The organism is Streptomyces sp. HNM0645 (assembly GCF_030056615.1).
GTDB lineage: Bacteria > Actinomycetota > Actinomycetes > Streptomycetales > Streptomycetaceae > Streptomyces > Streptomyces marianii.
In genome coordinates this window covers 1-23,844 of sequence record NZ_JASHLT010000045.1, presented here as the reverse complement: position 1 = coordinate 23,844, position 23,844 = coordinate 1, and the positions used below count along the sequence as shown (strand labels likewise).

Annotated in this window: 23 protein-coding genes, 1 pseudogene and 1 riboswitch; of the genes and pseudogenes, 13 read left to right on the top strand and 11 right to left on the bottom strand. The window is 74.3% G+C overall.

Annotation, left to right across the window (positions count from 1 at the left end; all coding sequences use genetic code 11):
* Genes QMZ92_RS27090 through QMZ92_RS27075 form a run of 4 tightly spaced genes read right to left on the bottom strand, consistent with a single transcriptional unit; the run spans nt 1 to nt 1,769 of the window.
* Nucleotides 1-675, bottom strand: a complete 675-nt coding sequence (locus QMZ92_RS27090; RefSeq protein WP_283300127.1) for a DUF6286 domain-containing protein — start codon at nt 673-675, stop codon at nt 1-3.
* Complete coding sequence (locus tag QMZ92_RS27085; protein WP_502962151.1) at nt 672-1,094, bottom strand: Asp23/Gls24 family envelope stress response protein; 423 nt, start codon at nt 1,092-1,094, stop codon at nt 672-674. Before QMZ92_RS27085 ends, QMZ92_RS27090 begins: the two co-directional genes overlap by 4 nt.
* 6 nt (nt 1,095-1,100) lie before the next feature.
* A complete protein-coding gene (locus QMZ92_RS27080) occupies nt 1,101-1,292 on the bottom strand; it encodes a hypothetical protein (protein WP_283300125.1) in 192 nt (63 codons plus the stop codon).
* Between the two features lie 24 nt (nt 1,293-1,316).
* Nucleotides 1,317-1,769, bottom strand: a complete 453-nt coding sequence (locus QMZ92_RS27075) for an Asp23/Gls24 family envelope stress response protein (protein WP_283300124.1) — start codon at nt 1,767-1,769, stop codon at nt 1,317-1,319.
* A gap of 119 nt (nt 1,770-1,888) precedes the next feature.
* Here QMZ92_RS27075 and QMZ92_RS27070 point away from each other — a divergent pair, with 119 nt between their 5' ends.
* Nucleotides 1,889-2,731 carry a hypothetical protein gene (locus QMZ92_RS27070; RefSeq protein ID WP_283300123.1) on the top strand — a complete coding sequence of 281 codons (843 nt, stop codon included), beginning with the start codon at nt 1,889-1,891 and terminating at the stop codon, nt 2,729-2,731.
* 245 nt (nt 2,732-2,976) lie between these two features.
* Here QMZ92_RS27070 and QMZ92_RS27065 read toward each other — a convergent pair whose 3' ends face one another.
* The 3 genes from QMZ92_RS27065 to QMZ92_RS27055 form a co-directional block, all read right to left on the bottom strand.
* Nucleotides 2,977-3,768 (bottom strand): enoyl-CoA hydratase/isomerase family protein, encoded by a 792-nt coding sequence (locus QMZ92_RS27065; RefSeq protein ID WP_283300122.1) that lies wholly within the window; start codon nt 3,766-3,768, stop codon nt 2,977-2,979.
* Nucleotides 3,769-3,907: 139 nt separating this feature from the next.
* Nucleotides 3,908-4,129, bottom strand: coding sequence for a helix-turn-helix domain-containing protein (locus tag QMZ92_RS27060; protein WP_017948860.1), 222 nt, complete (start codon nt 4,127-4,129; stop codon nt 3,908-3,910).
* 637 nt (nt 4,130-4,766) lie between these two features.
* Nucleotides 4,767-6,365, bottom strand: coding sequence for an ABC-F family ATP-binding cassette domain-containing protein (locus QMZ92_RS27055; protein WP_283300121.1), 1,599 nt, complete (start codon nt 6,363-6,365; stop codon nt 4,767-4,769).
* A 370-nt stretch (nt 6,366-6,735) separates the two neighbouring features.
* On the opposite strand from QMZ92_RS27055, the pseudogene QMZ92_RS27050 reads away from it, so the two are divergent.
* Together QMZ92_RS27050 and QMZ92_RS27045 are read left to right on the top strand one after the other, a co-directional pair.
* Nucleotides 6,736-7,026, top strand: a pseudogene (locus tag QMZ92_RS27050) (neutral zinc metallopeptidase); the annotation flags it as partial.
* Nucleotides 7,027-7,155: 129 nt separating this feature from the next.
* Nucleotides 7,156-7,560 (top strand): VOC family protein, encoded by a 405-nt coding sequence (locus tag QMZ92_RS27045; protein ID WP_283300164.1) that lies wholly within the window; start codon nt 7,156-7,158, stop codon nt 7,558-7,560.
* 65 nt (nt 7,561-7,625) lie between these two features.
* Here QMZ92_RS27045 and QMZ92_RS27040 read toward each other — a convergent pair whose 3' ends face one another.
* From QMZ92_RS27040 to QMZ92_RS27030, 3 genes are all read right to left on the bottom strand, one after another.
* A complete protein-coding gene (locus tag QMZ92_RS27040; RefSeq protein WP_283300119.1) occupies nt 7,626-8,996 on the bottom strand; it encodes a hypothetical protein in 1,371 nt (456 codons plus the stop codon).
* A gap of 571 nt (nt 8,997-9,567) precedes the next feature.
* The gene (locus QMZ92_RS27035) at nt 9,568-10,695 is read right to left on the bottom strand and encodes an alpha/beta hydrolase (protein ID WP_283300118.1); all 1,128 of its coding nucleotides are present in this window, start codon (nt 10,693-10,695) and stop codon (nt 9,568-9,570) included.
* 59 nt (nt 10,696-10,754) lie between these two features.
* On the bottom strand, nt 10,755-11,468 hold the full coding sequence (locus QMZ92_RS27030; RefSeq protein ID WP_283300117.1) for a class II aldolase/adducin family protein: 714 nt from the start codon (nt 11,466-11,468) through the stop codon (nt 10,755-10,757).
* 396 nt (nt 11,469-11,864) lie between these two features.
* Between QMZ92_RS27030 and QMZ92_RS27025 the strand changes: the two genes are divergently transcribed.
* From QMZ92_RS27025 to QMZ92_RS26995, 7 genes are all read left to right on the top strand, one after another.
* On the top strand, nt 11,865-13,121 hold the full coding sequence (locus tag QMZ92_RS27025) for an inorganic phosphate transporter (protein WP_283300116.1): 1,257 nt from the start codon (nt 11,865-11,867) through the stop codon (nt 13,119-13,121).
* A gap of 12 nt (nt 13,122-13,133) precedes the next feature.
* Nucleotides 13,134-13,355 (top strand): hypothetical protein, encoded by a 222-nt coding sequence (locus tag QMZ92_RS27020; protein WP_093653077.1) that lies wholly within the window; start codon nt 13,134-13,136, stop codon nt 13,353-13,355.
* 136 nt (nt 13,356-13,491) lie between these two features.
* A riboswitch (cobalamin riboswitch) is annotated at nt 13,492-13,643 on the top strand.
* A gap of 31 nt (nt 13,644-13,674) precedes the next feature.
* Entirely contained in the window at nt 13,675-14,658 is a 984-nt protein-coding gene (locus QMZ92_RS27015; protein WP_283300115.1) for a cobalamin biosynthesis protein, read from the top strand.
* Nucleotides 14,655-16,208, top strand: a complete 1,554-nt coding sequence (locus QMZ92_RS27010; protein ID WP_283300114.1) for a cobyric acid synthase — start codon at nt 14,655-14,657, stop codon at nt 16,206-16,208. The genes QMZ92_RS27015 and QMZ92_RS27010 overlap by 4 nt, the downstream gene beginning before the upstream one ends.
* Before the next feature lie 38 nt (nt 16,209-16,246).
* Nucleotides 16,247-18,298: a putative cobaltochelatase gene (locus tag QMZ92_RS27005; RefSeq protein ID WP_283300163.1), complete on the top strand. Its 2,052-nt coding sequence runs from the start codon at nt 16,247-16,249 to the stop codon at nt 18,296-18,298.
* Nucleotides 18,298-18,906 (top strand): cob(I)yrinic acid a,c-diamide adenosyltransferase, encoded by a 609-nt coding sequence (gene cobO, locus QMZ92_RS27000; RefSeq protein WP_283300113.1) that lies wholly within the window; start codon nt 18,298-18,300, stop codon nt 18,904-18,906. Before QMZ92_RS27005 ends, cobO begins: the two co-directional genes overlap by 1 nt.
* 19 nt (nt 18,907-18,925) lie before the next feature.
* A complete protein-coding gene (locus QMZ92_RS26995) occupies nt 18,926-20,299 on the top strand; it encodes a cobyrinic acid a,c-diamide synthase CobB (RefSeq protein ID WP_283300112.1) in 1,374 nt (457 codons plus the stop codon).
* Between the two features lie 83 nt (nt 20,300-20,382).
* Here QMZ92_RS26995 and QMZ92_RS26990 read toward each other — a convergent pair whose 3' ends face one another.
* Entirely contained in the window at nt 20,383-21,126 is a 744-nt protein-coding gene (locus QMZ92_RS26990) for a ZIP family metal transporter (protein ID WP_283300111.1), read from the bottom strand.
* A gap of 47 nt (nt 21,127-21,173) precedes the next feature.
* Here QMZ92_RS26990 and QMZ92_RS26985 point away from each other — a divergent pair, with 47 nt between their 5' ends.
* The 3 genes from QMZ92_RS26985 to cobC are packed head-to-tail and all read left to right on the top strand — an operon-like array spanning nt 21,174 to nt 23,535.
* Nucleotides 21,174-21,698, top strand: coding sequence for a cobalamin biosynthesis protein (locus tag QMZ92_RS26985; protein ID WP_502962150.1), 525 nt, complete (start codon nt 21,174-21,176; stop codon nt 21,696-21,698).
* Nucleotides 21,695-22,489: a sirohydrochlorin chelatase gene (locus QMZ92_RS26980; protein ID WP_283300110.1), complete on the top strand. Its 795-nt coding sequence runs from the start codon at nt 21,695-21,697 to the stop codon at nt 22,487-22,489. Before QMZ92_RS26985 ends, QMZ92_RS26980 begins: the two co-directional genes overlap by 4 nt.
* The gene (gene cobC, locus QMZ92_RS26975; RefSeq protein ID WP_283300109.1) at nt 22,486-23,535 is read left to right on the top strand and encodes an Rv2231c family histidinol phosphate aminotransferase CobC; all 1,050 of its coding nucleotides are present in this window, start codon (nt 22,486-22,488) and stop codon (nt 23,533-23,535) included. The genes QMZ92_RS26980 and cobC overlap by 4 nt, the downstream gene beginning before the upstream one ends.
* Nucleotides 23,536-23,844 lie beyond the last annotated feature (309 nt).

Genomic DNA, 23,844 nt, shown 5'->3' with positions numbered 1-23,844 from the left:
TCACCCCTTCTTCGCCGGGCGGCGCACCTGCACGGACAGGGCCGGCCGCCGCACCAGCCCGAGCTCGCGGATGCCGTCGCCCAGCACGGTGTCCAGGTCGGACCGGACCTCGTCGAGTTCACGGAAGTGGGACACCGCCCGCACTCCGACCCGGGACCGCCTCACCCGAACCCGCACGGACTGCACTCCCGAGACTTCCATCGCCCGGTCGCGCAGCACCAGTTCCGCGGCATCCCGGTCGAGTCCCGCCCGTACGTCCTCGTCGCCCGCCCGGCGGCGCATGGGCAGCAAATGCCGCAGCCCCGGTGTCACGGCGAGCGCCACCAGCCACGCTCCGACCACGACGGCCGCCCCCGCGCCCGCCAGCACCCAGGTGTCGTCCACCGGTCTGCTCGCCAGTTCGTCGGCGAGCGACCGCCGCCAGCGCATCCCGGGCCGCTCGGCCCGCACGGAGACGACGTCGAACAGCAGCAGCCCCGCCCCGGCCGTCACGGCCAGCGCGAGCAGCGCGGCGGGAATCCGCCGCCGCGACCAGAAGCGGCGGGGGCCGCCGTCGTCCTCCTCGGGCGCGGGCAGCGGCCGGTACGCGGCGGCGGAGGCCGACTGGTCCAGCTCCCGTGCGGAGCCTCCGGCCGGTTCGCTCCCCCGCACGGATCCCTTCACCGGTTCGCTCATCGGAGCCTCCCCTGGGCAGCCCGGCGCGTGTGGACGGAGTGCAGCCGCTCGACCTGTACGGCGACCTCCGGCACCGCCATTCCCGCCAACGCCTCTACCCGCTCCGCGACATGGCGACGCACGTCACGGCACCGGCCCCCGATGTCGCACGGGTAGTCGAGTTCGAGGCTGATCCGTACCCGGGCGTGGTCGTGGTGCACGGCGACCGTCGCGTGAGGTGCGGATCCGTCTTCCGGCACATGGCTGAGTGCCTCACGGGCCGCCTGGGCGGCGATCTTCGCGACCACCCGGTCGGCGATCGTGGTCGCCCCCCGTTCGGCGGGGCGGACGCCCTTCGCTCCGGGGCGCGAGGGCACCGGTGCGCGCGGACCCGCGGACGGTGCTGACGGGACGGGGGACGGGGGTGTCTCGGCGGCCACGCCGGGTCACCCCCGCCGGTCGCCGTGCTCGCGGCCCCTGAAGAAGTCGCCGGGTTCGAGATCGCCGTCGAGGATGCGCCCGACGACGAACCCGACCGCCCCCAGAGCCGCCACCAGCAGGAACGCCGCGAACCCACCGAAGTATCCGGCGAATCCGAGTGCCATTCCGGCCAGCAGACCGGCCACCGCCATGCTCATTACGGGCTCCTCTCGTGAGCTCCGCTACTGGATCCGCGGTTCCGTCTCTTCGTCTTCCTCGTCCGGAAGTTTCACATCGCCGACGGCGATGTTGACCTCGACGACTTCCAGTCCGGTCATCCGCTCGACCGCGGCGACGACGTTCTCGCGCACGGCGCGGGCCACATCGACGATCGCGACGCCGTAGTCGACGACGATCTCGAGGTCGAGGGCTGTCTGCTTCTCGCCGACCTCGGCCTTCACCCCTCGGGTGACGGGCGGTCTGCCCCCGGGCACCCGGTCGCGCACCGCGCCGAAGGTGCGGGAGAGGCCGCTGCCCATCGTGTGGACACCGACCACGTCACGGGCCGCGAGCGCGGCGATCTTCTCGACGACTCCGTCGGCGATGGTGGTACGGCCCCGGGTGGCCGGGTCGCCGCCCCCCCGCCGTACCGGGCCGGCCGGTTCCTTGGTCACACTGACATCCGTGTCGGTCATCGCCATGCGTACCTTTCCGGGCGGTGGTGAACTCCCGACTACGCTGACCACACTAAGTCCGCTTGCCCGCTCCCGCGCCGGTGGATGCGGCAGGCTGGAGCAATCACGAGGCGGTTCGGATGACGACGGTCGAGGGCTGGACCGGGGCGGTACGGGCCCGGCTGGGGCTGGGCAGGCTGCTTCCGCTCGGTACCGCGGAGGACGGCGCCTGGCTGGCGGAACGGGCGGCGGAGCCGGTGTTGCGGCGGGCCGCGGGGGAGGTGCCCGGTGTGGTGCCGGGCACCATCCGGACCGGACTCGCCTACCCAGGCTCGGCCGGGACGCCGGCCGTCCCGCCGCCCCCGGCCGCACTGCCTCCCGGGCCCCTGCGGATCGAGGCGGAGTTCGCGGCCGCTGCCGCGGTACCCCTGCCGGAGCTGGCCGAGTTGCTGCGCACGGCCCTGTTCACAGCGGCCCGGGAACGCCTCGATCTGGCGGTCGCGGTCGTCGACCTCCGGGTGACGGCCGTGCTGGACGCACCGTCGGAGACACCCGGAGTGCCGACGCCGGGGCCCGCCGGCTCCTACGTGGCCTCGCGGCCGGTCGCCTCCGGACCGCGGGAGGCGGAACCGGACGCGGCGGACGCGGCGTGCCTCATGGATGCTCCGCAGGAGTTGGAACACCCGGCCGCCACTGAGGCGAAGGGCGCGGCCGGTGACGGGGAGCCGCGGGGCGAGGCGGGTTCCGGGGAGCCGCGGGGTGTCGCCGCCGCCGCTGCCGCCGTTACGGGCGTCGCCCGGCTCACCCGCACACTCGGGGCGGCCGTACGGGCCGACGAGTCGTCCGTACGGGTCGAATGCGCGACGGCGCCGGGCCATCGTCCCGTGGAGGTGGCCCGCGCCGTCCGCGCCGCGGTCACCTCGGTCCTGCCGTCGCCCCTTCCCGTCACAATCCTCGTCACGGAGGTCGGCCCCGGCGGATGAGCGCCGTCTGCGGGTGCACGCCCGCCCGCCGGCGCACCGCGGAGGCCCTGCGAGCAGCCGCACTCCGCGGCCCGCCCCGTACCCGGCCCTGCCCCGTCCCGAAGGGGCCGGTCCGCCCGACGCGTGCGAACAGGGCGGCCCGCGCCGTACGAGCCGCACACCGACCGGCTCTGCGCCGCGGCACAGGCGGGACCGGCCCGCACGAGGAGGGGGCAGGGCCCGGGCGCGGGACCGGCCCGCGCCGTTCAGTCCGCGAGGCCCGCCAGATCACGCAGACGGCGTGCCTGCGCGGCGCGCTCTGCGGTGCGCTGGTCCTCGTAGGTGCGGGACTGGGCCCCACGGAGCAGCGCCTTGGTCTCGATCACCGCGTCACGCGGCGCGGCAAGCAGTGCGGCAGCCAGGTCACGTGCCGAAGCGTCGAGTTCCCCGGCGGCCACGGCGAGGTTGGCGAGTCCGATCCGCTCCGCCTCGTCGGCGTGGACGAAGCGGCCCGTGGCACAGATCTCCAGCGCACGGGCGTAGCCCACCAGCGAGACGAGAGGGTGCGTTCCCGTGAGATCGGGGACCAGACCCAGGCCGGTCTCGCGCATGGCGAACTGCACGTCCTGCGAGACGACCCGCAGGTCGCAGGCGAGGGCGAGCTGGAATCCGGCACCGATCGCATGCCCCTGGACAGCGGCGATGGACACGATGTCGTTGCGGCGCCACCAGGTGAAGGCCTCCTGGTACTCGGCGATGACGGCGTCGAGCTCGGCGTCAGAGCCGCGCGCCAGATCGATGAACGACGGCTCGCCGTCGAATCCCTCCGGCGTGAAGGCCTGTCGGTCCAGCCCCGCGGAGAAGGACTTCCCCTCGCCGCGCAGCACGACCACCCGCACGGTACCCGGCAGCGACCGCCCGGCCTCGACCAACGCCCGCCAGAGAGCGGGGGACTGGGCATTGCGCTTGGCCGGGTTGGTGAGGGTCACCGTGGCCACCGCGTCTTCGACGGTGAGCCGTACGCCGTCCTTGTCGAGAACAGAGTCCAGCGAAGTCATGAGGCGCCTCCGGTTCCGGTGCGGTCAGTGCAGCGAACATCAAGTGACTGCACAGTAACCACCCGGTCGACCGCGGGGTCGACCGGGTGGCCGACACCGGAGACCGGTACGCCTCAGACGACGCTCGGGAACTCGGGCGTCAGGTCGAAGCCGCCTTCTTGCCTCGCGTCGCCCCGCCGCGTCCACGCAGCGTGACTCCGGACTCGCTGAGCATCCGGTGGACGAATCCATACGAGCGGCCGGTCTCCTCGGCCAACGCCCGGATGCTCGCACCGGAGTCGTACTTCTTCTTCAGGTCTGCCGCGAGCTTGTCGCGCGCGGCGCCGGTCACCCGGCTGCCCTTCTTCAGAGTCTCGGCCACCCGTGCCTCCTCATGGGAAGTGCGCTCTGGACTCTCATGATCACCCCTACCGGGCTTCATGGCCACCCATTCGACAAGGTCCGTACGACGAGCTTTGACCTGGGTACGCACCGGAGTCCTACCGGAATGCGATATTCCGACGGTCGCCTCCGGGCCGCCCCAACGTCCCGGAGGCTGAAATTCCAGGTCAGGGGCACCCTCGCCGGCACCGTTGGGCCACAAGGGTGGCGGGCCGCTTCGCCACGCCGCCACGCCGCGGTACGAGACGCACTCACTCAGATGAAGGATCACGCGTGAGCCGAATGATCTATACGGAGTGGATCAGTCCGGTTGGATCTTCCCGGAGGGGATCCCCGTCGGAGCCCGTCAGGCTCCCGGGCCCGTCCGGCACGGCACCGTCGGGCCGGTCCCGGGGTGATCCCACGGCGGCCCGGGGGCGTGCCCGGGGTGATCCCACGGCGGCCCGGGGGCGTGCCCGCGGACCGGAACCGACCGTGCCTCCCGGGTCCGGACGCTCGAACCCGGCTCAGCGGACCGGAACCGACCGGGCCTCGCGGACAGGAGTTCCCGGGACCCGGAACCGGACACACGGACCCGTGTCCGACGGCCGGCCACCGGACGCGAGTCCGGGCCGGACTCAGGCCAGGGCGACGAGATCCGCGTAGTCCGCGCCCCACAGGTCCTCGACCCCGTCCGGCAGCAGGATGATCCGCTCCGGCTGCAGGGCCTCGACGGCGCCCTCGTCGTGGGTCACCAGGACGACGGCGCCCTTGTAGGTGCGCAGGGCCCCGAGGATCTCCTCGCGGCTGGCCGGGTCGAGGTTGTTCGTCGGCTCGTCGAGCAGCAGGACGTTCGCCGAGGAGACCACCAGCGTCGCCAGGGCCAGCCGCGTCTTCTCCCCGCCGGAGAGCACCCCGGCCGGCTTGTCGACGTCGTCGCCGGAGAACAGGAAGGACCCCAGTACCTTGCGGACCTCCACGAGGTCCAGATCGGGGGCGGCCGAGCGCATGTTCTCCAGGACCGTGCGGTCCGGGTCGAGCGTCTCGTGCTCCTGGGCGTAGTAGCCCAGTTTCAGACCGTGGCCCTCCAGTACCTCGCCGGTGTCGGGCTTCTCCACGCCGCCGAGCAGCCGCAGCAGGGTGGTCTTCCCGGCGCCGTTGAGGCCGAGGACCACCACGCGGGACCCCTTGTCGATGGCCAGGTCGACATCGGTGAAGATCTCGAGCGAGCCGTAGGACTTGGACAGCCCCTCGGCCATCAGCGGGGTCTTTCCGCAGGGCGCCGGCTCGGGGAAGCGCAGCTTCGCGACCTTGTCGGAGAGGCGCACGTCCTCCAGGCCGGCCAGCAGCCGCTCGGCGCGGCGGGCCATGTTCTGCGCGGCGACCGTCTTGGTGGCCTTGGCGCGCATCTTGTCGGCCTGGGCGTTGAGCGCGGCGGCCTTCTTCTCCGCGTTCTGGCGCTCCCGCTTGCGGCGCTTCTCGTCGGCCTCGCGCTGCTGCTGGTAGAGCTTCCAGCCCATGTTGTAGATGTCGATCGCGGAGCGGTTGGCGTCCAGGTAGAAGACCTTGTTGACGACGGTCTCCACGAGGTCGACGTCGTGGGAGATGACCACGAAGCCGCCGCGGTAGGTCTTCAGGTACTCGCGCAGCCACACGACCGAGTCGGCGTCGAGGTGGTTCGTCGGCTCGTCGAGCAGGAGCGTGTCGGCGTCCGAGAACAGGATCCGGGCGAGCTCGACGCGGCGACGCTGGCCGCCGGAGAGCGTGTGCAGCGGCTGGCCGAGGACCCGGTCGGGCAGGTTGAGCGCGGCGGCGATGGTGGCGGCCTCGGACTCGGCGGCGTACCCGCCCTTGGTCAGGAACTCGGTCTCCTGGCGCTCGTACTGCTTGAGCGCCTTCTCGCGGGTGGCGCCCTTGCCCGTGGCGATGCGGTGCTCGTTCTCGCGCATCTTTCGGATCAGGACGTCGAGGCCGCGGGCGGAAAGGATGCGGTCCCGGGCGAACACATCCAGGTCGCCGGTACGCGGGTCCTGGGGCAGATAGCCGACCTGGCCCGAACGGGCGATCTGGCCGCCGGCGGGGATGCCCTCGCCGGCGAGGCACTTGGTGAGGGTCGTCTTGCCCGCTCCGTTGCGGCCGACCAGGCCGATGCGGTCGCCCTTGGCGATGCGGAAGGTGGCGGACTCGATGAGGACGCGGGCGCCGGCGCGCAGCTCGACGCCGGAAGCGGTGATCACGGGAAGACTCCAGGACGGATGGACGGCGGAAGGACGACGGGGCGCGCGAAGGCTTCTACGCCGTCTGATCCATGAGGAGAATTGCCATGCGGGCCAGTCTACCGGGACCGGGCAACCGGATTTCTGTGGCGCCCGCCACGGTGCCGGGACACCCGGGTCGGGGCAGCGGGCGGGTGTCCGACCGGGCAGGGCGGAACCGGGCAGGGCGGGCGGAACGGCCTCGTGGCAGGGGCGGGCGGGCGGAGGCATCGGCCAAGCGATCAAAAGGGGCGAGGGGCACCGTACTGATCGATACTCGGGCCATGCAGTTCGACGACGACGCCGACCTGGACACCTCGGAGGTCCAGGGTGTGCGCCGCAGCCGCGTCCCCGGAGCAACGCGGTGCGCGTGGAACTGCAGGCGGACTGCTACGCCGGGGTGTGGGCACGGCACGCGACGACCACGCCGGACGACAGGACCGGACGCCCGCTGCTCGCACGGCTGACGGACGAGGACGTCCGCGACGGGCTCGACGCGGCCGCCGCCGTGGGCGACGACCGGATCCAGGAGCGGATCCAGGGCCGGGTCACCCCGGAGACCTGGACGCACGGTTCGGCCGCCCAGCGCCGGCAGTGGTTCTACGAGGGCTACCGCACCGGCGACATGGCCCGCACCGACACCGACACCGACACCGACACCGACACCGACACCAGGATTCCGGAAGCACCGGACCCGACGGCACCGACGGCACCGACGGCACCGACGGCACCGAGGAAAGACCAACGGGACCGAGGAGAAGGGGAGATCGACATGGCTGAGGCACCGGACATCTGTCCCACGCTGCTCTACCGGGACGCCAGGGCCGCGATCAAACAGCTCACCGAGGCCTTCGGCTTCACCCGGAGCGCGGTGCACGAGGGCGAGGACGGCTCAGTGGTGCATGCCGAGCTGGCGTACGGCAACGGGGTGGTGATGCTGGGCAGCAAGGGCACGGGCAGCGAGTTCGACAGGGTCATGGCCTCCGCGGGCCCGGCCGGCGTCTTCGTCCGTGTGGACGACCCGGACGCGCACCACGACCGGGCGGTGGAGCACGGGGTGGAGATCCTGATGCCGCCCACCGACCAGGACTACGGCGCGCGGGACTACATGGCCCGTGATCTGGAGGGGAACGTGTGGAGCTTCGGCACGTACCGGCCGGGGGCCGGGGAGTCCTGAGGCCCGCCGCGGCCGCGTCCACCTCCGGGGTACTGCGCCCCGGAGGTACGCCCCGTCCCGCGCGGTCAGGCGCCCCCGGTGTGCACCTGGAAGGCCGCCCGCCGCACGGCCTTCGCCAGGGCCGGGTCCGGGTGCGCGGCCGCGAGGGCGACCAGCACCTGCACGGTGCGCGGATGGCCGACGGCCCGGATCTCGTCGAGCAGGGCGGGGACGGTGCCCTGCACCGCCGAGTCCAGATGGCGTACCAGCAGGGCGCTCTCGCCGTGGTCCGCGACAGCGGCGGCGGTGTCCACCCAGAGCCAGGTCGCCTCCTCGCGCGTGAGCACCTCGGCCGCGTGCTCGGGGTCGCCGCCCTCGTGCTCGGCGAGCCACAGCAGGGCGTACGGGCGCAGCGAGGGCTCCTCGGCCGCGGCTCGGACGTCGGCCTCGGCGGCCGCACCGACGACCCGGAGGGCTTCGAACGCGAGTCCGCGCAACAGGGCGTCCTCGCCACGCGCGGCGGCGACGAGTTCGGTGACCGCGCTGGAGACGGTGCGGGCGGCGAGCCAGGCCCGGTACTCGGCGCGGGCGGGCCCGGGGCTGAGCCGCGCGCAGCCCCGGAGCATCTCCTCGGCGGACTGCTCGATGTGGCCCGCGGGGCTCTGCGCGGCGACGCAGATCTGCTCGAGCTTGACCCACACGGCCCAGTTGCCGAGCGGGGTGAGGGTGGCGTGGCCGTCGCCGAGGGTCAGTGCGCCGACGGCCGCGAGGCCCTCCAGGGCCCAGTCGAGCAGTGCGGGAAGAACGGCCTCCGGCGGTTCGGCGAGGACCGCGGCCGCCACGTCGGCGGGCTCGGGCCCGTAGGGCACCTCGCAGCGCTCCTCGCGCAGTTCCGCCACCCGCTGCTGGAGCAGGTCGAGCAGGGCCGGCAGAAGCACGGGCCCGGCGGAGAGCTGGAGGAGGGAGAGCACCTGGGGGACGGCCTCCACCACCTCGGCGACGGCGGCGGGCGCCACATCGGCGGGGGCCGGGTGCACGAGGGGCCAGGCGTCGAACAGGGCGACCCAGCCGCGCAGGACGACGGTGTCGTCGCGGTCCCAGGCGTTCAGCCGCCAGCCCGGGCGTGCCGTGCCGCCGTGCAGTTCCACGAGCCCGGCGAGCCGGGCGCGGTCCCAGCCCGCGTGGACCTGCCCCGGTGTCAGCCGCAGGTCCGCGGCGGCCCGTTCCCGCTCGGCGGCGCTGCCCTCGGCATGGTGGGCTGCCGCCCAGCGGGCGATGCGCACCGCGTCGGCGAGGACCTCGCGTGCCTGGCCGGCCAGCTCCGCGGTCGGCGGTGTGCCCTCGGGCGGGCGCGGAGCGGGTCGCGTGCGCCTGTTCGTCACGGCGCGGCGAGCCGTGGCGGTGGGCCGCGGGCGGACAAGACGGAGCCTGGAGTCGCGCAGGTTACGGGACGTCACGGGGAGCAGTCTCCCCGCTGTCGGCCCGAAAGCCCAATCGGAAGCGGGGAACGCGTGCCGAGGGGTCGTCAGAGGGCCTGCCGAGCGGCGTTCGCGGGCTCCCCGCCGGGACCCGGCCGAGCCGCGGTCCCTGGCGCCGCGACCGGGACGGGCCGACGGCACACCGCTCCGGTCACGGCACCGGGCATGTGTCGGACGTCCCTCAGGGCGGGACCGTCCGCGCGCGCACTCCCCCGTGGCCGTTCGGGCACGGAAGGTGCCCTCACGCCGGCGTTGCCGGTCGTCGGCGCGGCCCCCCGCGTCCCCTCAACCCGCCCCGCGATTTCGCACGCCCGTGATCGCCACCGCCCTCGCCCGGCCTCCGTGGGCAGTGCAACCGGTGCCGCGTCAGGCAGGGCTTGCCCGTCGAGGAGCGGCGTCCGGTGCACGAGGTCTCCCCCGGCCCTCCGGGCCGGGGGGAAGGATCGCAAGGCGCCGGATCGGCCTCGTGGTGGGCCCACCCGGTCGATCCGGCAACGCCGCGAGTCGCCGTGCCCGCGCCACGACGGGGCGAACGTCGCCTGACGCGGCACTAGACCAGTGGGGTCAGGAAGCGCCGGAGGGCCTCCTCGTAGCGGGCCGGGTCGGCGTTCCACATGGCCGCGTGCGGGGCGTGCGCCACGGTCTGCAGACTGACCAGATCGGGCCGCCGGGCCGCCAGTTCCCGGGACGGGCCCCAGGGGGCGATGGTGTCGTCCGGGCCGTGGAAGACCAGGGTGGGTACGCGCAGTGCGTCCGGGTCGGCGGCCGCCCTCAGCCGGTCGCCGTGGAGTCCCGTGCGCCCCTGGGCCGCGCGTACCGCGAGCGGCAGCAGGGCGGTCGGCATGCGGCGGGCCGCGGCGAGGGACCGCAGAGTGGTCTCCCAGTCCAGGACCGGGGAGTCCAGGACGAGTCCGGCGATCCGTTCGCGGAGCGCGGAGTTGGCGGCGGCGTGCAGAGCCATGGACGCGCCGGTGGACCAGCCGTGCAGGATGACGCGCTCGGCGCCGCCGCGGACCGCGAAGCGCACGGCCGCGTCGAGGTCGCGCCATTCGGAGTCGCCGAGGTGCCCGAGGCCGTCGGGGGACGCGGGCGCGCCGGGATCGCCGCGGTAGGCGGGCGCCAGTACCGGGAGGCGCTGCTCGGTGAGGAACGGCATGAGGTTCATCGTGAGTTCACGCGTGGTGCCGAGGCCGTGCACCGCGATGACCCAGGTCGAGCGCGGTCCGGGAACGAACCAGCCGGGCAGGGGCCCGAGTTCGCCGGGGATGTCCACGTCCTCGTGGTCGATGCCGAGCGCGCTGTCCGGGTCGCCGACGTGCAGTTGAGGGGTGAGCCGCACCTTGGTGCCGGGGGCGAGGCTGCCGCGCTCGACCCGCTCCAGCCGGCGGACCACGGTGTCCGCCGCGTGCGGCACCTGGGCCAGGACGGGGCCCGCGAGGGCGTGCACGTCGTGCCCGCAGAGCCCGTACGTGCCGGGACGCAGGGAGACGAGGCTGCGGGTGAGGGTGACCCGGCCCGGCCCGGTGGCGTGCACGGTGAGCCGTCCTTCACCGGGCAGGGGCCGCCCTGCGGGGGCCCTCAACGCGGCGTCGCTGGCGTAGCGGCCGGCGGCGAACGCGGCCGCGCCGAGACCGATGAGGGTGGTGACGGCCGCTGCCGTCGCTGTTGCCGGGCGCACCGTTCCAGTGTGGTGAGGTCCGTGCCGGGGTGCCAGTGGACCGGGCGGCGGGAGTGACGTCAGCGGGACTGCCCGTAGCCGCGGAGCTTCTCGGCGACCTCCCGGAGCTGCGCTTCGGAGAGCAGGGTGGGGGTGCGTCCGGGGACGGAGCCGGCGGTGAGCCAGAGGCGGCACATCCACTCCAGCTGCGCGGTGCGGTCGAAGGCCTGGTCGAGCGAGGATCCGTAGGTGACCGTTCCGTGGTTGCGGAGCAGGCAGCCGGTGCGGTCCTCCAGGGCGCGGAGCATGTGCGCCGCCAGCTCGCCGGTGCCGTACAGGGCGTAGGGGGCGACGCGGACGGGGCCGCCGAGGGCCGCAGCCATGTAGTGGATCAGCGGCAGCTCGTCGACGAGAGTGGAGACGGCGGTGGCGTGCACGGCGTGCGTGTGGACGACGGCCACCGCGTCGGTGGTGCGGTGGATCGCGAGGTGCATCGGGAGCTCGCTGGTGGGCGTGAGCTCCCCGAGGACCTGCCGGCCGTCGAGGCGGACACCGACGGCGTCCGCCGCGGTGAGCCGGTCGTAGTGCACCCCGCTGGGGGTGACCAGCACGATGTCGCCGGCGCGTCCGGGGACGCGTACGGAGACGTTCCCCGAGGTTCCGACGACCAGGCCGTCCGTGACGGTTCTGCGTGCGGTGGCCACGAGGTCCGACCAGGCCCGGGATATCGCTTCCCGCTCCTCGTCCTCCGGCTGTTCGTCCGAATGTTCGTCGGGCTGCCCCTGCTCCGTCATGAGGCCGATCGTGTCAGCCCGGACCGGTGGGGGCGACGGCGGGCCGGTGCCGGGCCGCCGTCGCGCACCCCGGCGGCCGGGCGCGGTGACGGACTCGGCGACGGAAAGTCCGGAGTGACCAGAATCTCTTTCGATGTTCACCCAGAAGACGGGGTCCGATCACACAACAGCCATTCTGCGACTACCCGAGAGGGGTAAAGGCCCGAAATTTGGCCGATTCCGATCGATGCGCCCCGGCTCCGAGGGTTGCCGACGTACCGCCGCAGGCGTAAGCGGAGGAGCCTCACCCCACTTGGAGACACTCCAAAGCCCGCCCCAGTTCACCTTCCGTTCACTCAGCGACCCTACGTTCACCCGAGCCACTGCCATCCGAACGATTGCCTGGGTACCCGGTAAATGGAGCACATCACCCTGCTGCTCGCGATTGTCGTCGTGACAGCACTCGTGTTCGATTTCACGAACGGCTTCCACGACACCGCCAACGCCATGGCGACGACCATCTCGACGGGTGCGATGAGACCGAAGGCAGCAGTGGCGATGTCCGCCGTGCTGAACCTGGTCGGCGCGTTCCTCTCCGTCGAGGTCGCCAAGACGATCTCGGGCGGCATCATCAACGAAGAGGGCATCCGCACAGAAGTGATCTTCGCCGCGCTCGTCGGCGCGATCCTCTGGAACCTGCTGACCTGGCTGCTGGGCCTCCCGTCCAGTTCCTCGCACGCCCTCTTCGGCGGCCTCATCGGCGCCGCCGTGATGTCCGCCGGCTTCTCGGCCGTCAACGGCGGCACGATCGTCACCAAGGTCCTGATCCCCGCCGTCGCGGCTCCGCTCGTCGCCGGCCTCGCGGCCCTCGTCGCCACCAGGCTGACGTACCGGATCGGTGGCACGACCGAGAACAAGGCCACCTCCAAGGGCTACCGCGCCGGCCAGATCGCCTCCGCAGGCCTGGTGTCCCTCGCCCACGGCACCAACGACGCGCAGAAGACCATGGGCGTCATCACCCTGGCCCTGGTCACCGGGGGCGTCCTCGCGCCCGGCTCGAACCCCCCGATGTGGGTCATCGTCTCCGCCGGCGTCGCGATCGCGCTCGGTACCTACCTCGGCGGCTGGCGCATCATCCGCACGATGGGCAAGGGCCTGACCGACCTCCAGCCGCAGCAGGGCTTCGCCGCCCAGACCAGCGCGGCGACGGTCATCCTGGCCTCCTCGAACCTCGGCTTCTCCCTCTCCACCACCCAGTCCTGCTCGGGTGCCGTGATGGGCGCGGGCCTCGGCCGCAAGGGCGGTGTGGTCCGCTGGTCCACCGCGACCCGGATGTTCGTCGCCTGGGGTCTGACCCTGCCCGCCGCCGGCCTGGTCGCCGCGGCCGCGGAGTTCCTGACCAAGCAGGGCACCTGGGGCATCGCCGCCGTGGCCGTGCTGCTCGTCGCGGGCTCCGGGGCCATCTGGGTGATCTCGCGCCGCAAGCCGGTCGACCACACCAACGTCACGGACGACGAGGTCGAACCCGCGGGCGTCGTCACCACCGCCATCGCGGCCGTCACCCCGCCCCCGGCCGGTGTCGTCGGGACCTCGGTGACCGAGGCCGAGGCGCCGAAGGCCGCCGTTCCGGCCCAGGCATCCGAGTCCACTGCGGCGCCCGCCGCCACGGTGTAAGGAAAGAACAGCATGAAGATCGACTGGGCAGCTCTGGGCTCCGTCTTCGGCGTGAGTCTCGTCGTGACCGTCGCCCTGGTGGGCCTGTTCACCCTGGGCGTCGCGGGTCTCTCCAAGCAGGAGGCCGCGGCGGCGCAGGGAGGCTCCGCGGGCCTCGCCCGCACGGGTGCGTACGCCTGCTTCGCGCTCTGCGCGGCGGCGGTGGCCTTCGGGATCTATCTGATCGTGGTCTGACGGCCGTACGGCACCTCCTCGCACAGGGGCCGGGCGCACCTCCGGGTGGGTCCGGCCCCTGTCGTGTGTGTGCCCGCAGCCAACCCGTGTGGGCCTCGGCACACTGTCCCGTCGCAGGTCAAGGGCGAGTTGACGGGCGTTCGGGGACCGTGGTGGACTTCCGGAGCCATTTACGGCGGCAGAAGAGGAAGCCGGTGCGAATCCGGCGCGGTCCCGCCACTGTCACGGGTGCGCTCCCCCTCACGGAGCGCCCCGGAGCCAGGAACTCTCTCCCGCCGGTCACGTCGAGCCAGGGCGCGGACCCTGAGTGAGGACGAACATGCCTGCCGAACCGGGGGGGCCGGGCGTGCCGCGCCCGGACATCACGTTCGCGTACGGCGCCGCGGCCGGGCTGGCCGGCGACCTGCTCCTCGGCGATCCACGCCGCGGGCACCCGGTCGCCGCCTTCGGCCGGGCCGCCGCCGCGGTCGAACGGAGACTCTGGCGCGACCACCGCGGCTGGGGCGCCCTGCACACCGCGGTGTGCACCGGCGGCGCGGTCGCCGCGGGCGCACTGGCCGCCGTCTCCGCACGCCGGTCGCGCGGCGCCGCCGTCGCCCTGACCGCGGCCGCCACCTGGGCCGTCGTCGGGGGCACCTCGCTGGGCCGGGAGGCCCGGGCGATCGGCGGGGCGCTGGCGGCCGGGGACATCGAGGTCGCCCGGGAGCGGCTGCCGCATCTGTGCGGACGCGACCCCAAGGCGCTGGACGGCCCCGGCATCGCCCGCGCCGTCGTCGAGTCCGTCGCCGAGAACACCTCGGACGCGGTCGTGGGCGCGCTGTTCTGGGGTGCGATCGGCGGCGTGCCCGGTCTCGTCGGGTTCCGCGCCGTCAACACCCTGGACGCGATGGTGGGTCACAAGTCACCCCGCTACCGGCGGTACGGCTGGGCCTCGGCCCGGCTCGACGATCTCGCGGGCTGGCCCGGGGCCCGGCTCACCGCAGCGCTCGCGACCGCCGCGGGCGGCGACCCGCGCGGCGCGGCCCGCGCCTGGCGCCGGGACGCCGCGAAGCACCCGAGCCCCAACGCCGGTCCCGTGGAGGCCGCGTTCGCCGGAGCCCTCGGCGTACGGCTCGGCGGGACGCTCTCCTACGCCGGCCGGGTCGAGCACCGGCCCGTGCTCAACGGCGCCGACGGCCGGGCCGTCGAGGTCGCGGACATCGAACGGGCGGTACGGCTCTCGCAGCGCGTGGGGGTGCTGGCGCTCGCGGTGTGCGTGGGCGCGCGCCTCGCGGCCGGGGCCCCGAGTCGGAGGCGCGCATGAGCGGGGGCGGGCTGCTGGTCGCCGGCACCACCTCGGACGCCGGCAAGAGCGTGGTCACGGCGGGGATCTGCCGCTGGCTGGTGCGCCGGGGCGTGAAGGTCGCACCCTTCAAGGGGCAGAACATGTCCCTCAACTCCTTCGTCACCCGCGAGGGCGCCGAGATCGGCCGGGCACAGGCCATGCAGGCGCAGGCCGCACGGGTGGAGCCCACGGCTCTGATGAACCCCGTGCTGCTGAAGCCCGGCGGCGACCGGTCCAGCCAGGTCGTGCTGATGGGCAGGCCCGTGGGCGAGCTGAGCGCGCGCGGCTACCACGGAGGTCGCCAGAAGGCGCTGTTCGAGCCGGTGATGGACTGCCTCGACGAACTGCGGAGCACGTACGACGCGGTCGTCTGCGAGGGCGCGGGCAGCCCCGCGGAGATCAATCTCCGGCGCACGGACATCGTCAACATGGGCATCGCCCGCGCCGCACGCCTGCCCGTGCTGGTCGTGGGCGACATCGACCGGGGCGGGGTCTTCGCCCAGTTCTTCGGTACGACCGCGCTGCTGGCCCCGGAGGACCAGGAGCTGATCGCGGGATACCTCGTCAACAAGTTCCGCGGCGACGTCACGCTGCTGGAGCCGGGGCTGGAGATGCTCCACGGACTCACCGGGCGGCGGACGTTCGGCGTGCTGCCGTACGCGCACGGGCTCGGCATCGACGAGGAGGACGGACTGCGGGTGTCGCTGCGCGGCACCGTGCGCGAGTCGGCGGTGGCACCGCCGGTCGGCGAGGACGTGCTGCGCGTGGCCGTGTGCGCCGTGCCGCTGATGTCCAACTTCACCGACGTGGACGCGCTGGCCGCCGAACCGGGCGTGATCGTGCGCTTCGTCGACCGCCCCGAGGAAATGGCCGACGCCGACCTGGTGATCGTGCCCGGCACACGCGGCACCGTGCGCGCCCTGGAGTGGCTGCGCGAGCGCGGTCTCGCCGGCGCGCTCGCCCGGCGCGCCGCGGAGGGCCGGCCGGTGCTCGGCATCTGCGGCGGCTTCCAGGTGCTCGGCCGGCACATCGACGACGACGTCGAGTCCCGGGCCGGAGCCGTGCCGGCGCTCGGACTGCTCCCCGTCCGGGTGCGGTTCGCCGCGGAGAAGACGCTCGCCCGGCCCTCCGGCACGGCGCTGGGGCAGCCGGTCGAGGGCTACGAGATCCACCACGGCGTCGCCGAGGTGCTCGGCGGCGAGCCCTTCCTCGACGGCTGCCGGGTCGGTGAGGTGTGGGGCACCCACTGGCACGGATCGCTGGAGAGCGACGGCTTCCGCCGGGCGTTCCTTCGGGCCGTCGCCGCGGCGTCGGGCCGCCGCTTCGTCCCCGCCCCGGACACCTCCTTCGCCGCTCTGCGCGAGGCCCAGCTCGACCGCCTCGGCGACCTGATCGAGGAGCACGCGGACACGGACGCGCTCCTCCGTCTCATCGAGGGCGGCGCGCCCTCGGGCCTGCCGTTCATCCCGCCGGGCGCACCCGACCTCCCCGGTGCGCCCGCCGCCGGAACCCCTGGAGCCGCACAGTGAGCAACGCACCCCACTACCCGTTCACGGCGGTCGTCGGCATGGACGACCTGCGGCTCGCGCTGCTGCTGAACGCGGTCAGCCCCGCCGTCGGCGGAGTGCTGGTCCGCGGGGAGAAGGGCACCGCCAAGTCGACGGCCGTGCGCGCCCTCGCCGCACTGATGCCCGATGTCGACGTGGTCGCGGGCTGCCGCTTCTCCTGCGCGCCCGGCGCACCCGACCCGGGCTGCCCGGACGGGCCGCACGAGGCCGCGCCCGCCACGGCACGCCCGGCCAGAATGGTCGAACTGCCCGTCGGCGCCTCGGAGGACCGGCTGGTCGGCGCGCTCGACATCGAACGGGCCCTCGCGGACGGGGTGAAGGCGTTCGAGCCCGGTCTCCTCGCCGACGCACACCGGGGCGTGCTGTACGTCGACGAGGTCAACCTGCTCCACGACCATCTGGTCGACCTGCTGCTGGACGCGGCCGCGATGGGCGCCTCCTACGTCGAGCGCGAGGGCGTGTCCGTACGGCACGCCGCGCGCTTCCTGCTCGTCGGCACGATGAACCCCGAAGAGGGGGAGCTGCGGCCGCAGTTGCTCGACCGCTTCGGGCTGACGGTGGAGGTCGCCGCCTCCCGGGACCCGGAGCAGCGGGTGGAGGTCGTCCGGCGCAGGCTCGCCCACGACGACGCTCCCGCGGCCTTCGCGGCCCGCTGGGCGGACGAGGAGGCGGCGCTGCGGGAGCGCATCGTGGCCGCACGGACGCTGCTGCCCCGGGTGGAACTCGGGGACGCCGCCCTGCGGCAGATCGCCGCCACCTGCGCGGCGTTCGAAGTGGACGGCATGCGCGCCGACATCGTGATGGCCCGCACCGCGACGGCGCTGGCCGCGTGGGCGGGCCGTACCGACGTACGCGAGGAGGACGTGCGGCAGGCCGCGCTCCTCGCGCTCCCCCACCGTCGCCGGCGCAACCCGTTCGACGCGCCCGGCCTCGACGAGGACAAACTCGACGAGACGCTGGAGCAGTTCGGCGGGGACGACCGGCCGGACCCCGATCCGGACCCCGACACGGACCCGTCCGGCCCGGACGGCGGCCCCGGCGGCGGAGGCGTCCCGCCGCAGGGCCAGGGGCCCGACTCCGCCCCGCCCGCCGGGCAACCCGAGCCGTCCGAGTCGCCCGCCGGGCAGCCCGAGCCGTCCGAGGCCGCCGGACCGCCCGCGGCGAGCGCCGGCACGGGCGAGCGGGCCGCCGAGCGGGCCGCGGAGCCGTTCCGTACGAAGGTGCTCAGCGTGCCCGGCCTCGGCGAGGGCGCCGTGGGACGCCGCTCCCGGGCCCGTACCGAGCACGGCAGGACCACCGGAGCGCTCCGGCCTCGGGGGGCGCTGACCAAGCTGCACCTGGCGGCGACCGTGCGTGCCGCGGCACCGCACCAGCGGGCCCGCGGCCGTTCCGGGCCGGGCCTCGTGGTGCGCAGGGACGATCTGCGGCAGGCCGCCCGCGAGGGCCGCGAGGGCAACCTCGTGCTCTTCGTCGTGGACGCCTCCGGCTCCATGGCGGCCCGCCGACGCATGAGTTCCGTGAAAGGCGCGGTGCTGTCGCTGCTGCTCGACGCCTACCAGCGCCGGGACAAGGTCGGACTGGTCACCTTCCGGGGCACCGGCGCCGAGGTGGCGCTGCCGCCGACCTCGTCCGTGGACGCCGCGGCCGCACGGCTGGAGGAACTGCCGACGGGCGGCCGGACGCCGCTGGCCGCCGGGCTGCTGAAGGCCCATGACGTCCTGCGGGTGGAGCGGCTGCGCGACCCGTCGCGGCGGCCGCTGCTGGTGGTCGTGACCGACGGACGGGCGACCGGGGCGCGCGGCGGCGACGCCCTGGCGGTCGCGGGGCGCGCGGCCCGTCTGCACGCGGCCGAGGGCACGGCCTCGGTGGTCGTGGACTGCGAGGCGGGGCCGGTGCGGCTCGGCCTCGCCGGGAACCTCGCCCGTGACCTCAGCGGCACCGCCGTCACCCTGGACGAGCTGCGCGCCGACAGCATCGCGGGGCTGGTCCGGGACGTACGGGCGGCGACGACGGGAACCGACAGCACGGTCCGCAACAGGAGGGCAGCGTAGTGCCGCAGGGAAAGCCGGACGTGGTTCCGGACGACGGTCTCACCACCCGCCAGCGCCGCAACCGGCCGCTGGTGATGGTGCACACGGGCATCGGCAAGGGGAAGTCCACGGCCGCCTTCGGGATGGCGCTGCGCGCCTGGAACCAGGGCTGGCCGGTCGGGGTGTTCCAGTTCGTCAAGTCGGCGAAGTGGAAGGTCGGCGAGGAGAACGCGCTCAAGGTCCTCGGGGCGAGCGGCGAGGGCGGCACCGTCCACTGGCACAAGATGGGCGAGGGCTGGTCGTGGATCCAGCGCCCGACGGCCGAGGGCGAGCAGTCCCACGAGGACAAGGCGCGCGAGGGCTGGGAGCAGGTGAAGCGCGATCTGGCCGCCGCGACGTACCGGTTCTACGTGCTCGACGAGTTCGCCTATCTGCTGCACTGGGGCTGGATCGACACGGCCGAGGTGATCGAGGTGCTGCGCGACCGGCCCGGCACCCAGCACGTCGTGATCACCGGCCGCAACGCCCCGCGGGAGCTGCAGGAGTTCGCCGACCTCGTGACCGACATGTCCAAGGTCAGGCATCCGATGGACGCGGGCCAGAAGGGCCAGCGGGGCATCGAGTGGTAGAGCGAGTGGCAGGCAGAACGTGGTAGCGCGTCTCGTCGTCGCGGCACCGGCCTCCGGCAGCGGCAAGACCACCGTCGCGACGGGTCTGATGGCGGCCTTCACGGCCGCCGGGCTCGCCGTCTCCCCTCACAAGGTGGGTCCCGACTACATCGATCCCGGGTACCACGCGCTCGCGACCGGGCGCCCGGGCCGCAACCTCGACGCGTACATGTGCGGCACGGAGCTGATCGCCCCGCTGTTCTCGCACGGCGCGCGCGGCTGCGAACTGGCCGTGGTCGAGGGCGTGATGGGGCTGTACGACGGGGCCGCGGGTGCCGGTGAGCTGGCCTCCACGGCCCAGGTCGCCAAGCTGCTCAGGGCACCGGTGGTGCTGGTCGTCGACGCGTCCTCGCAGTCGCGGTCGGTGGCGGCGCTGGTGCACGGATTCGCGTCCTGGGACCCGGAGGTGCGACTCGGCGGGGTGATCCTCAACAAGGTCGCCACCGACCGCCACGAGGCCCTGCTGAGGGAGGCCCTGGAGGAGTCCGGGGTGCCGGTGCTGGGGGTGCTGCGGCGTGCGCCCTCGGTGGCGACGCCGTCGCGGCACCTGGGGCTCGTGCCGGTCGCCGAGCGGCGTGGTGAGGCGGTCGACGCGGTCGCGGCGCAGGCCGAGCAGGTACGCGCGGGCTGTGACCTGGAAGCGCTGCTGGCCCTGGCGCGCAGCGCGCCGCCGCTCCCCGGGCACCCCTGGGAGCCCGGGACGGCGCTGGGCTCCCCCGCCGTCCGGGCGCGGGACCGGCGGCCCCTCGTCGCCGTGGCCGGGGGCGCCGCGTTCACCTTCTCGTACGCCGAGCACACGGAGCTGCTGGCGGCCGCCGGCGCGGAGGTCGTCACCTTCGACCCGCTGCACGACGAGGAACTGCCCGCCGGCACGGCCGGCCTGGTCGTCGGCGGCGGCTTCCCCGAGGTGTACGCGCCGGAGCTGTCGGCCAACTCCCGTCTGCGCAAGGCGGTCGCGGAGCTGGCCCGCTCGGGGGCACCCGTCGCCGCCGAGTGCGCCGGGCTGCTGTACCTCGCGCGCTCCCTGGACGGCCGGCCCATGTGCGGGGTGCTGGACGCCGACGCGCGGATGTCGGAGCGGCTGACGCTGGGCTACCGGGACGCCGTGGCAGTGAGCGACAGCGTCCTTGCCCAGGCCGGGACCCGGATGCGCGGCCACGAGTTCCACCGCACCGTCACGGAGCCGGGCGCGGGGGCGAACCCCGCCTGGGGGCTCCGGCAGCCGGAGCCCCGGGTGGAGGGCTTCGTCCGGGGCGGGGTGCACGCGAGCTATGTGCACACGCACTGGGCGGGCGCGCCGGGCGCGGCACGGCGGTTCGCGGAGAGGTGCGCGGCGTGGGACGCGGCGGTATAGGCGCCCCAGGGCGTGTTCCGAAAGCAGCGTCGTCCGCCCCCGCCCAGACGAAACTCTCGACACACGTCCCAGGCCCCGGCGCGTCACTCCGCCAGGCCGGTCACCAGCCAGATGAACGCCACGCCCGAGACCGTGCACAGCAGGGTCGACCGGGCCGGGTGCGCGTGGTGGGCCTCCGGGAGGATCTCCGCGGCGGCGAGGTAGAGCAACGCGCCGCCGAAGAAGCCGAGATAACTGCCGAGCACCTCGGGCGGCATGGTGAACAGCAGGGGCGAGGCGGCGCCGACCACCGGGGCGAGGGCCGCGGCGAACAGCATGGCGACGGCCCTGCGGCGCTCGTTCCCGTACAGGCTGGTGACGGTGTACGTGTTGAACCCGTCGGCGAAGTCGTGGGTGATGACCGCGAGCGCGACGGTGGGCCCCATCCCGCCGCCCGCCTGGAAGGCCGCGCCGATGGCGATGCCGTCCATCAGGCTGTGCAGCACCATGGCCGCGGCGGCGGTCATACCGACCTGCGGTACGCGGTGGTCGTGGGCGTGCCGGCCGCCGTTGTACGCCCCGTGCGCGGCCTGCCGGCCGGCGAGCAACCGCTCCACCACGTGGGCCAGCAGAAAGCCGCCGACGAACAGCAGCATCGCCTGCGGTACGCCGAAGACCTCCTCCCCCGCGGCCGCCATCGCCTCCGGCAGCAGATCGAGTCCGGCGACCCCCAGCATCAGTCCCCCGGCGAGGCCGAGCACGAGGTGCCGGCGGTCGGTGACGCGCTGCGCCGCCCAGCCGCCGAACAGCGTCATCAGGAACGCGCCGAGCGCGACGAACACCGCCATGGGTTCTTGCTAGCCGATCCCACCACCGCGCCACCGGGTGCCACGCCATGACCGGCCGCGCGGGCCGGTTCGTCGTCGGTGTCGGGGCGCGCAGGGGCGCGTCCGCGGACGAGGTGCTCGCTCTCGTCCGGGACGCGTTGCGGGAGGCGGGGGCGCCGGCGAGTTCGGTCGTGGCGGTCGCGACGGTGGCGGTCAAGGCGCGCGAACCGGGCATCGCGGCCGCGGCGGCCGCGCTCGGCGTCCCGCTGCGGACGTACGCCGCCGCGGAGCTCGCCCGGGTACCGGTGCCGAACCCGTCCACGGCGGCGGCCGCGGTGGGCACACCTTCGGTGGCGGAGGCCGCGGCCCTCGCGGACGGGGGAGAACTCGTGGTGGGGAAACGGAAATCCGGAGGTCAGGGGCGACCCGGTGGGGTGACCTGTGCCATCGTGCGGCTTGCGGATACTTCGAGTCCGGGACCGGTCCCGCCGTGCGTGGAACCGGTGACGCCGGACATGATCTCGGACGTGAACGACGGCGGGCCGGTCGGCCGGCACCGGCGGCATCGCCACCACCGCAAGGAGAACCTGTGACTTCCCCGCCCGCCCTGCTCATCGCCGCGGACGGCGTCCAACACGACGCCGGAGCCGCGGCACTGCTGGACTTCGTGGAGCACCTGGGCAGCCGCCATCCCGGAATACCCGTCGCGGCCGGCCTCGTCGGCACCGGCCGCTGGCCGATCGAAGAGGCCGTGGGCGAACTCGTCGCCGCCGGAGCCGACCGGCTGGCCGCCGTTCCCCTGGCGCTGGTACCGGACCGGCGGAGCGGGGAGGCCCTGTCCAGGGCGCTCGACGCCGTCCGCGAGGAACGGCCCGGACTCGCCGTGGGCGCGAGCCGCGCACTCGGCCCCGACCCGGTGCTGCTCGCCCTGCTGGAACAGCGGCTCGACGAGGCGCTGGGCGGCGGTGCGCGCTCGCCGCGGGACCGCGCCGACGTGACGGTGCTGCTGGTGGCGCCCGGCTCGGCCGACCCGCAGGCCAACGCGGAGGTGTACCGGGCGGCGCGGCTCCTCTGGGAGGGCCGTGGGTACGCGGGGGTGGAGACCGCGTTCGTCTCGACGGCCGCGCCCGACGTGCCGACGGGGCTCGACCGGTGCGTACGGCTCGGGGCACGCCGGATCGTGGTCCTCCCGTACGCCCTGTTCGACGGCGGCCCGGTCGAACGGGCCGTGCTGCACGCCGAGGGCTGGGCCGAGGCCCACCCGGACACGGAGGTGCGGCCGGCCGGAGTGATCGGCGCAGCCGAGGAGTTGGCCGATCTGGTCGTCGAACGCTACCGGGAGGCCGTCGCCCCGCCGGTCCCGGCCCCCGCGGGGCGCCCGTGAACGGCGACTTCCACGATCTGCGGCACCACGGTGACGCGGAGGTACGCGACGGCCGTCTGACCGACCTCGCGGTCAACGTCCGCACCGGCACCCCGCCGGAGTGGCTGCGGGAGCGCATCGCGGCGTCGCTGATGTCCCTCGCCGCCTACCCGGACGGCCGCGCGGCACGGGCGGCCGTCGCGGAGCGGCACGGGCTGCCCGTGGAGCGGGTACTGCTGACGGCGGGGGCGGCGGAGGCGTTCGTGCTGATCGCACGGGCCCTGCGGGTGAGCCGGCCGGTCGTGGTGCACCCCCAGTTCACGGAGCCCGAGGCGGCACTGCGGGACGCCGGGCACGACGTGGCGCGCGTGGTGCTGCGCGCGGAGGACGGCTTCCGGCTGGACCCGGCGGCCGTGCCCGAGTCCGCGGACCTCGTCGTCGTCGGCAACCCCACCAACCCCACCTCGGTGCTCCATCCGGCCGGCGAGTTGGCCCGGCTCGCCCGGCCGGGGCGGATCCTGGTCGTCGACGAGGCGTTCATGGACGCGGTCCCCGGCGAGCCGGAAGCCCTCGCACCGCGGACCGACGTACCCGGACTGGTCGTGCTGCGCAGCCTCACCAAGACCTGGGGGCTCGCGGGGCTGCGGATCGGCTACGTCCTCGCCGAGCCCGGGACGGTCGCCCGGCTCGAACGGGCCCAGCCGCTCTGGCCGGTGGGTACCCCCGCGCTCGCCGCCGCCGAGGCGTGCATGTCGCCGCACGCCCTCGCGGAGGCGGCGGAGGCGGCGGAGCGGATCGCGGCGGACCGGGCGCATCTGCTCGCCGGTCTCGCGGAGTTCGACGAGGTACGCGCGGTGCCGGCGGCGTCCGGCCCGTTCGTCCTCGTCCGCATCGACCGGGCGGACGAGGTGCGCGGACGACTGCGGGCGCTCGGCTTCGCGGCCCGGCGCGGGGACACGTTTCCGGGGCTGGACCGTGACTGGCTGCGCCTCGCGGTCCGCGACCGCGCCACGACGAACCGTTTCCTCCAGGCGCTGGACCAGGCACTGACCCTCGTCGGCACGTAGGCGCCGCCGCGGTCGCGGGCACGGGCGTCGCTGGGCGTCGCGGTTTCGTGCGGGTGGCTGCGCCGAGGACGCGTGACGCGTGTGTGCTTCGCCCCCGTGGGGCCCATCGGAGGAGCCCGGAAGGCCCCACGGACCCGCCCCGGCGGGCGCGGCGGCTAGATGAGTGAGTCCGATGTGTGTGCTGGTCGCAACCATGGCGAAGGGCGCCCGTTGGTCAGTGTGTGAAGACAAACCTGGACGCCCTTCTGGCGGCACTGTACGTGTTCATCGACGACCATGTGGCGCCTTGTCGCCGGATCGGGCGACCCC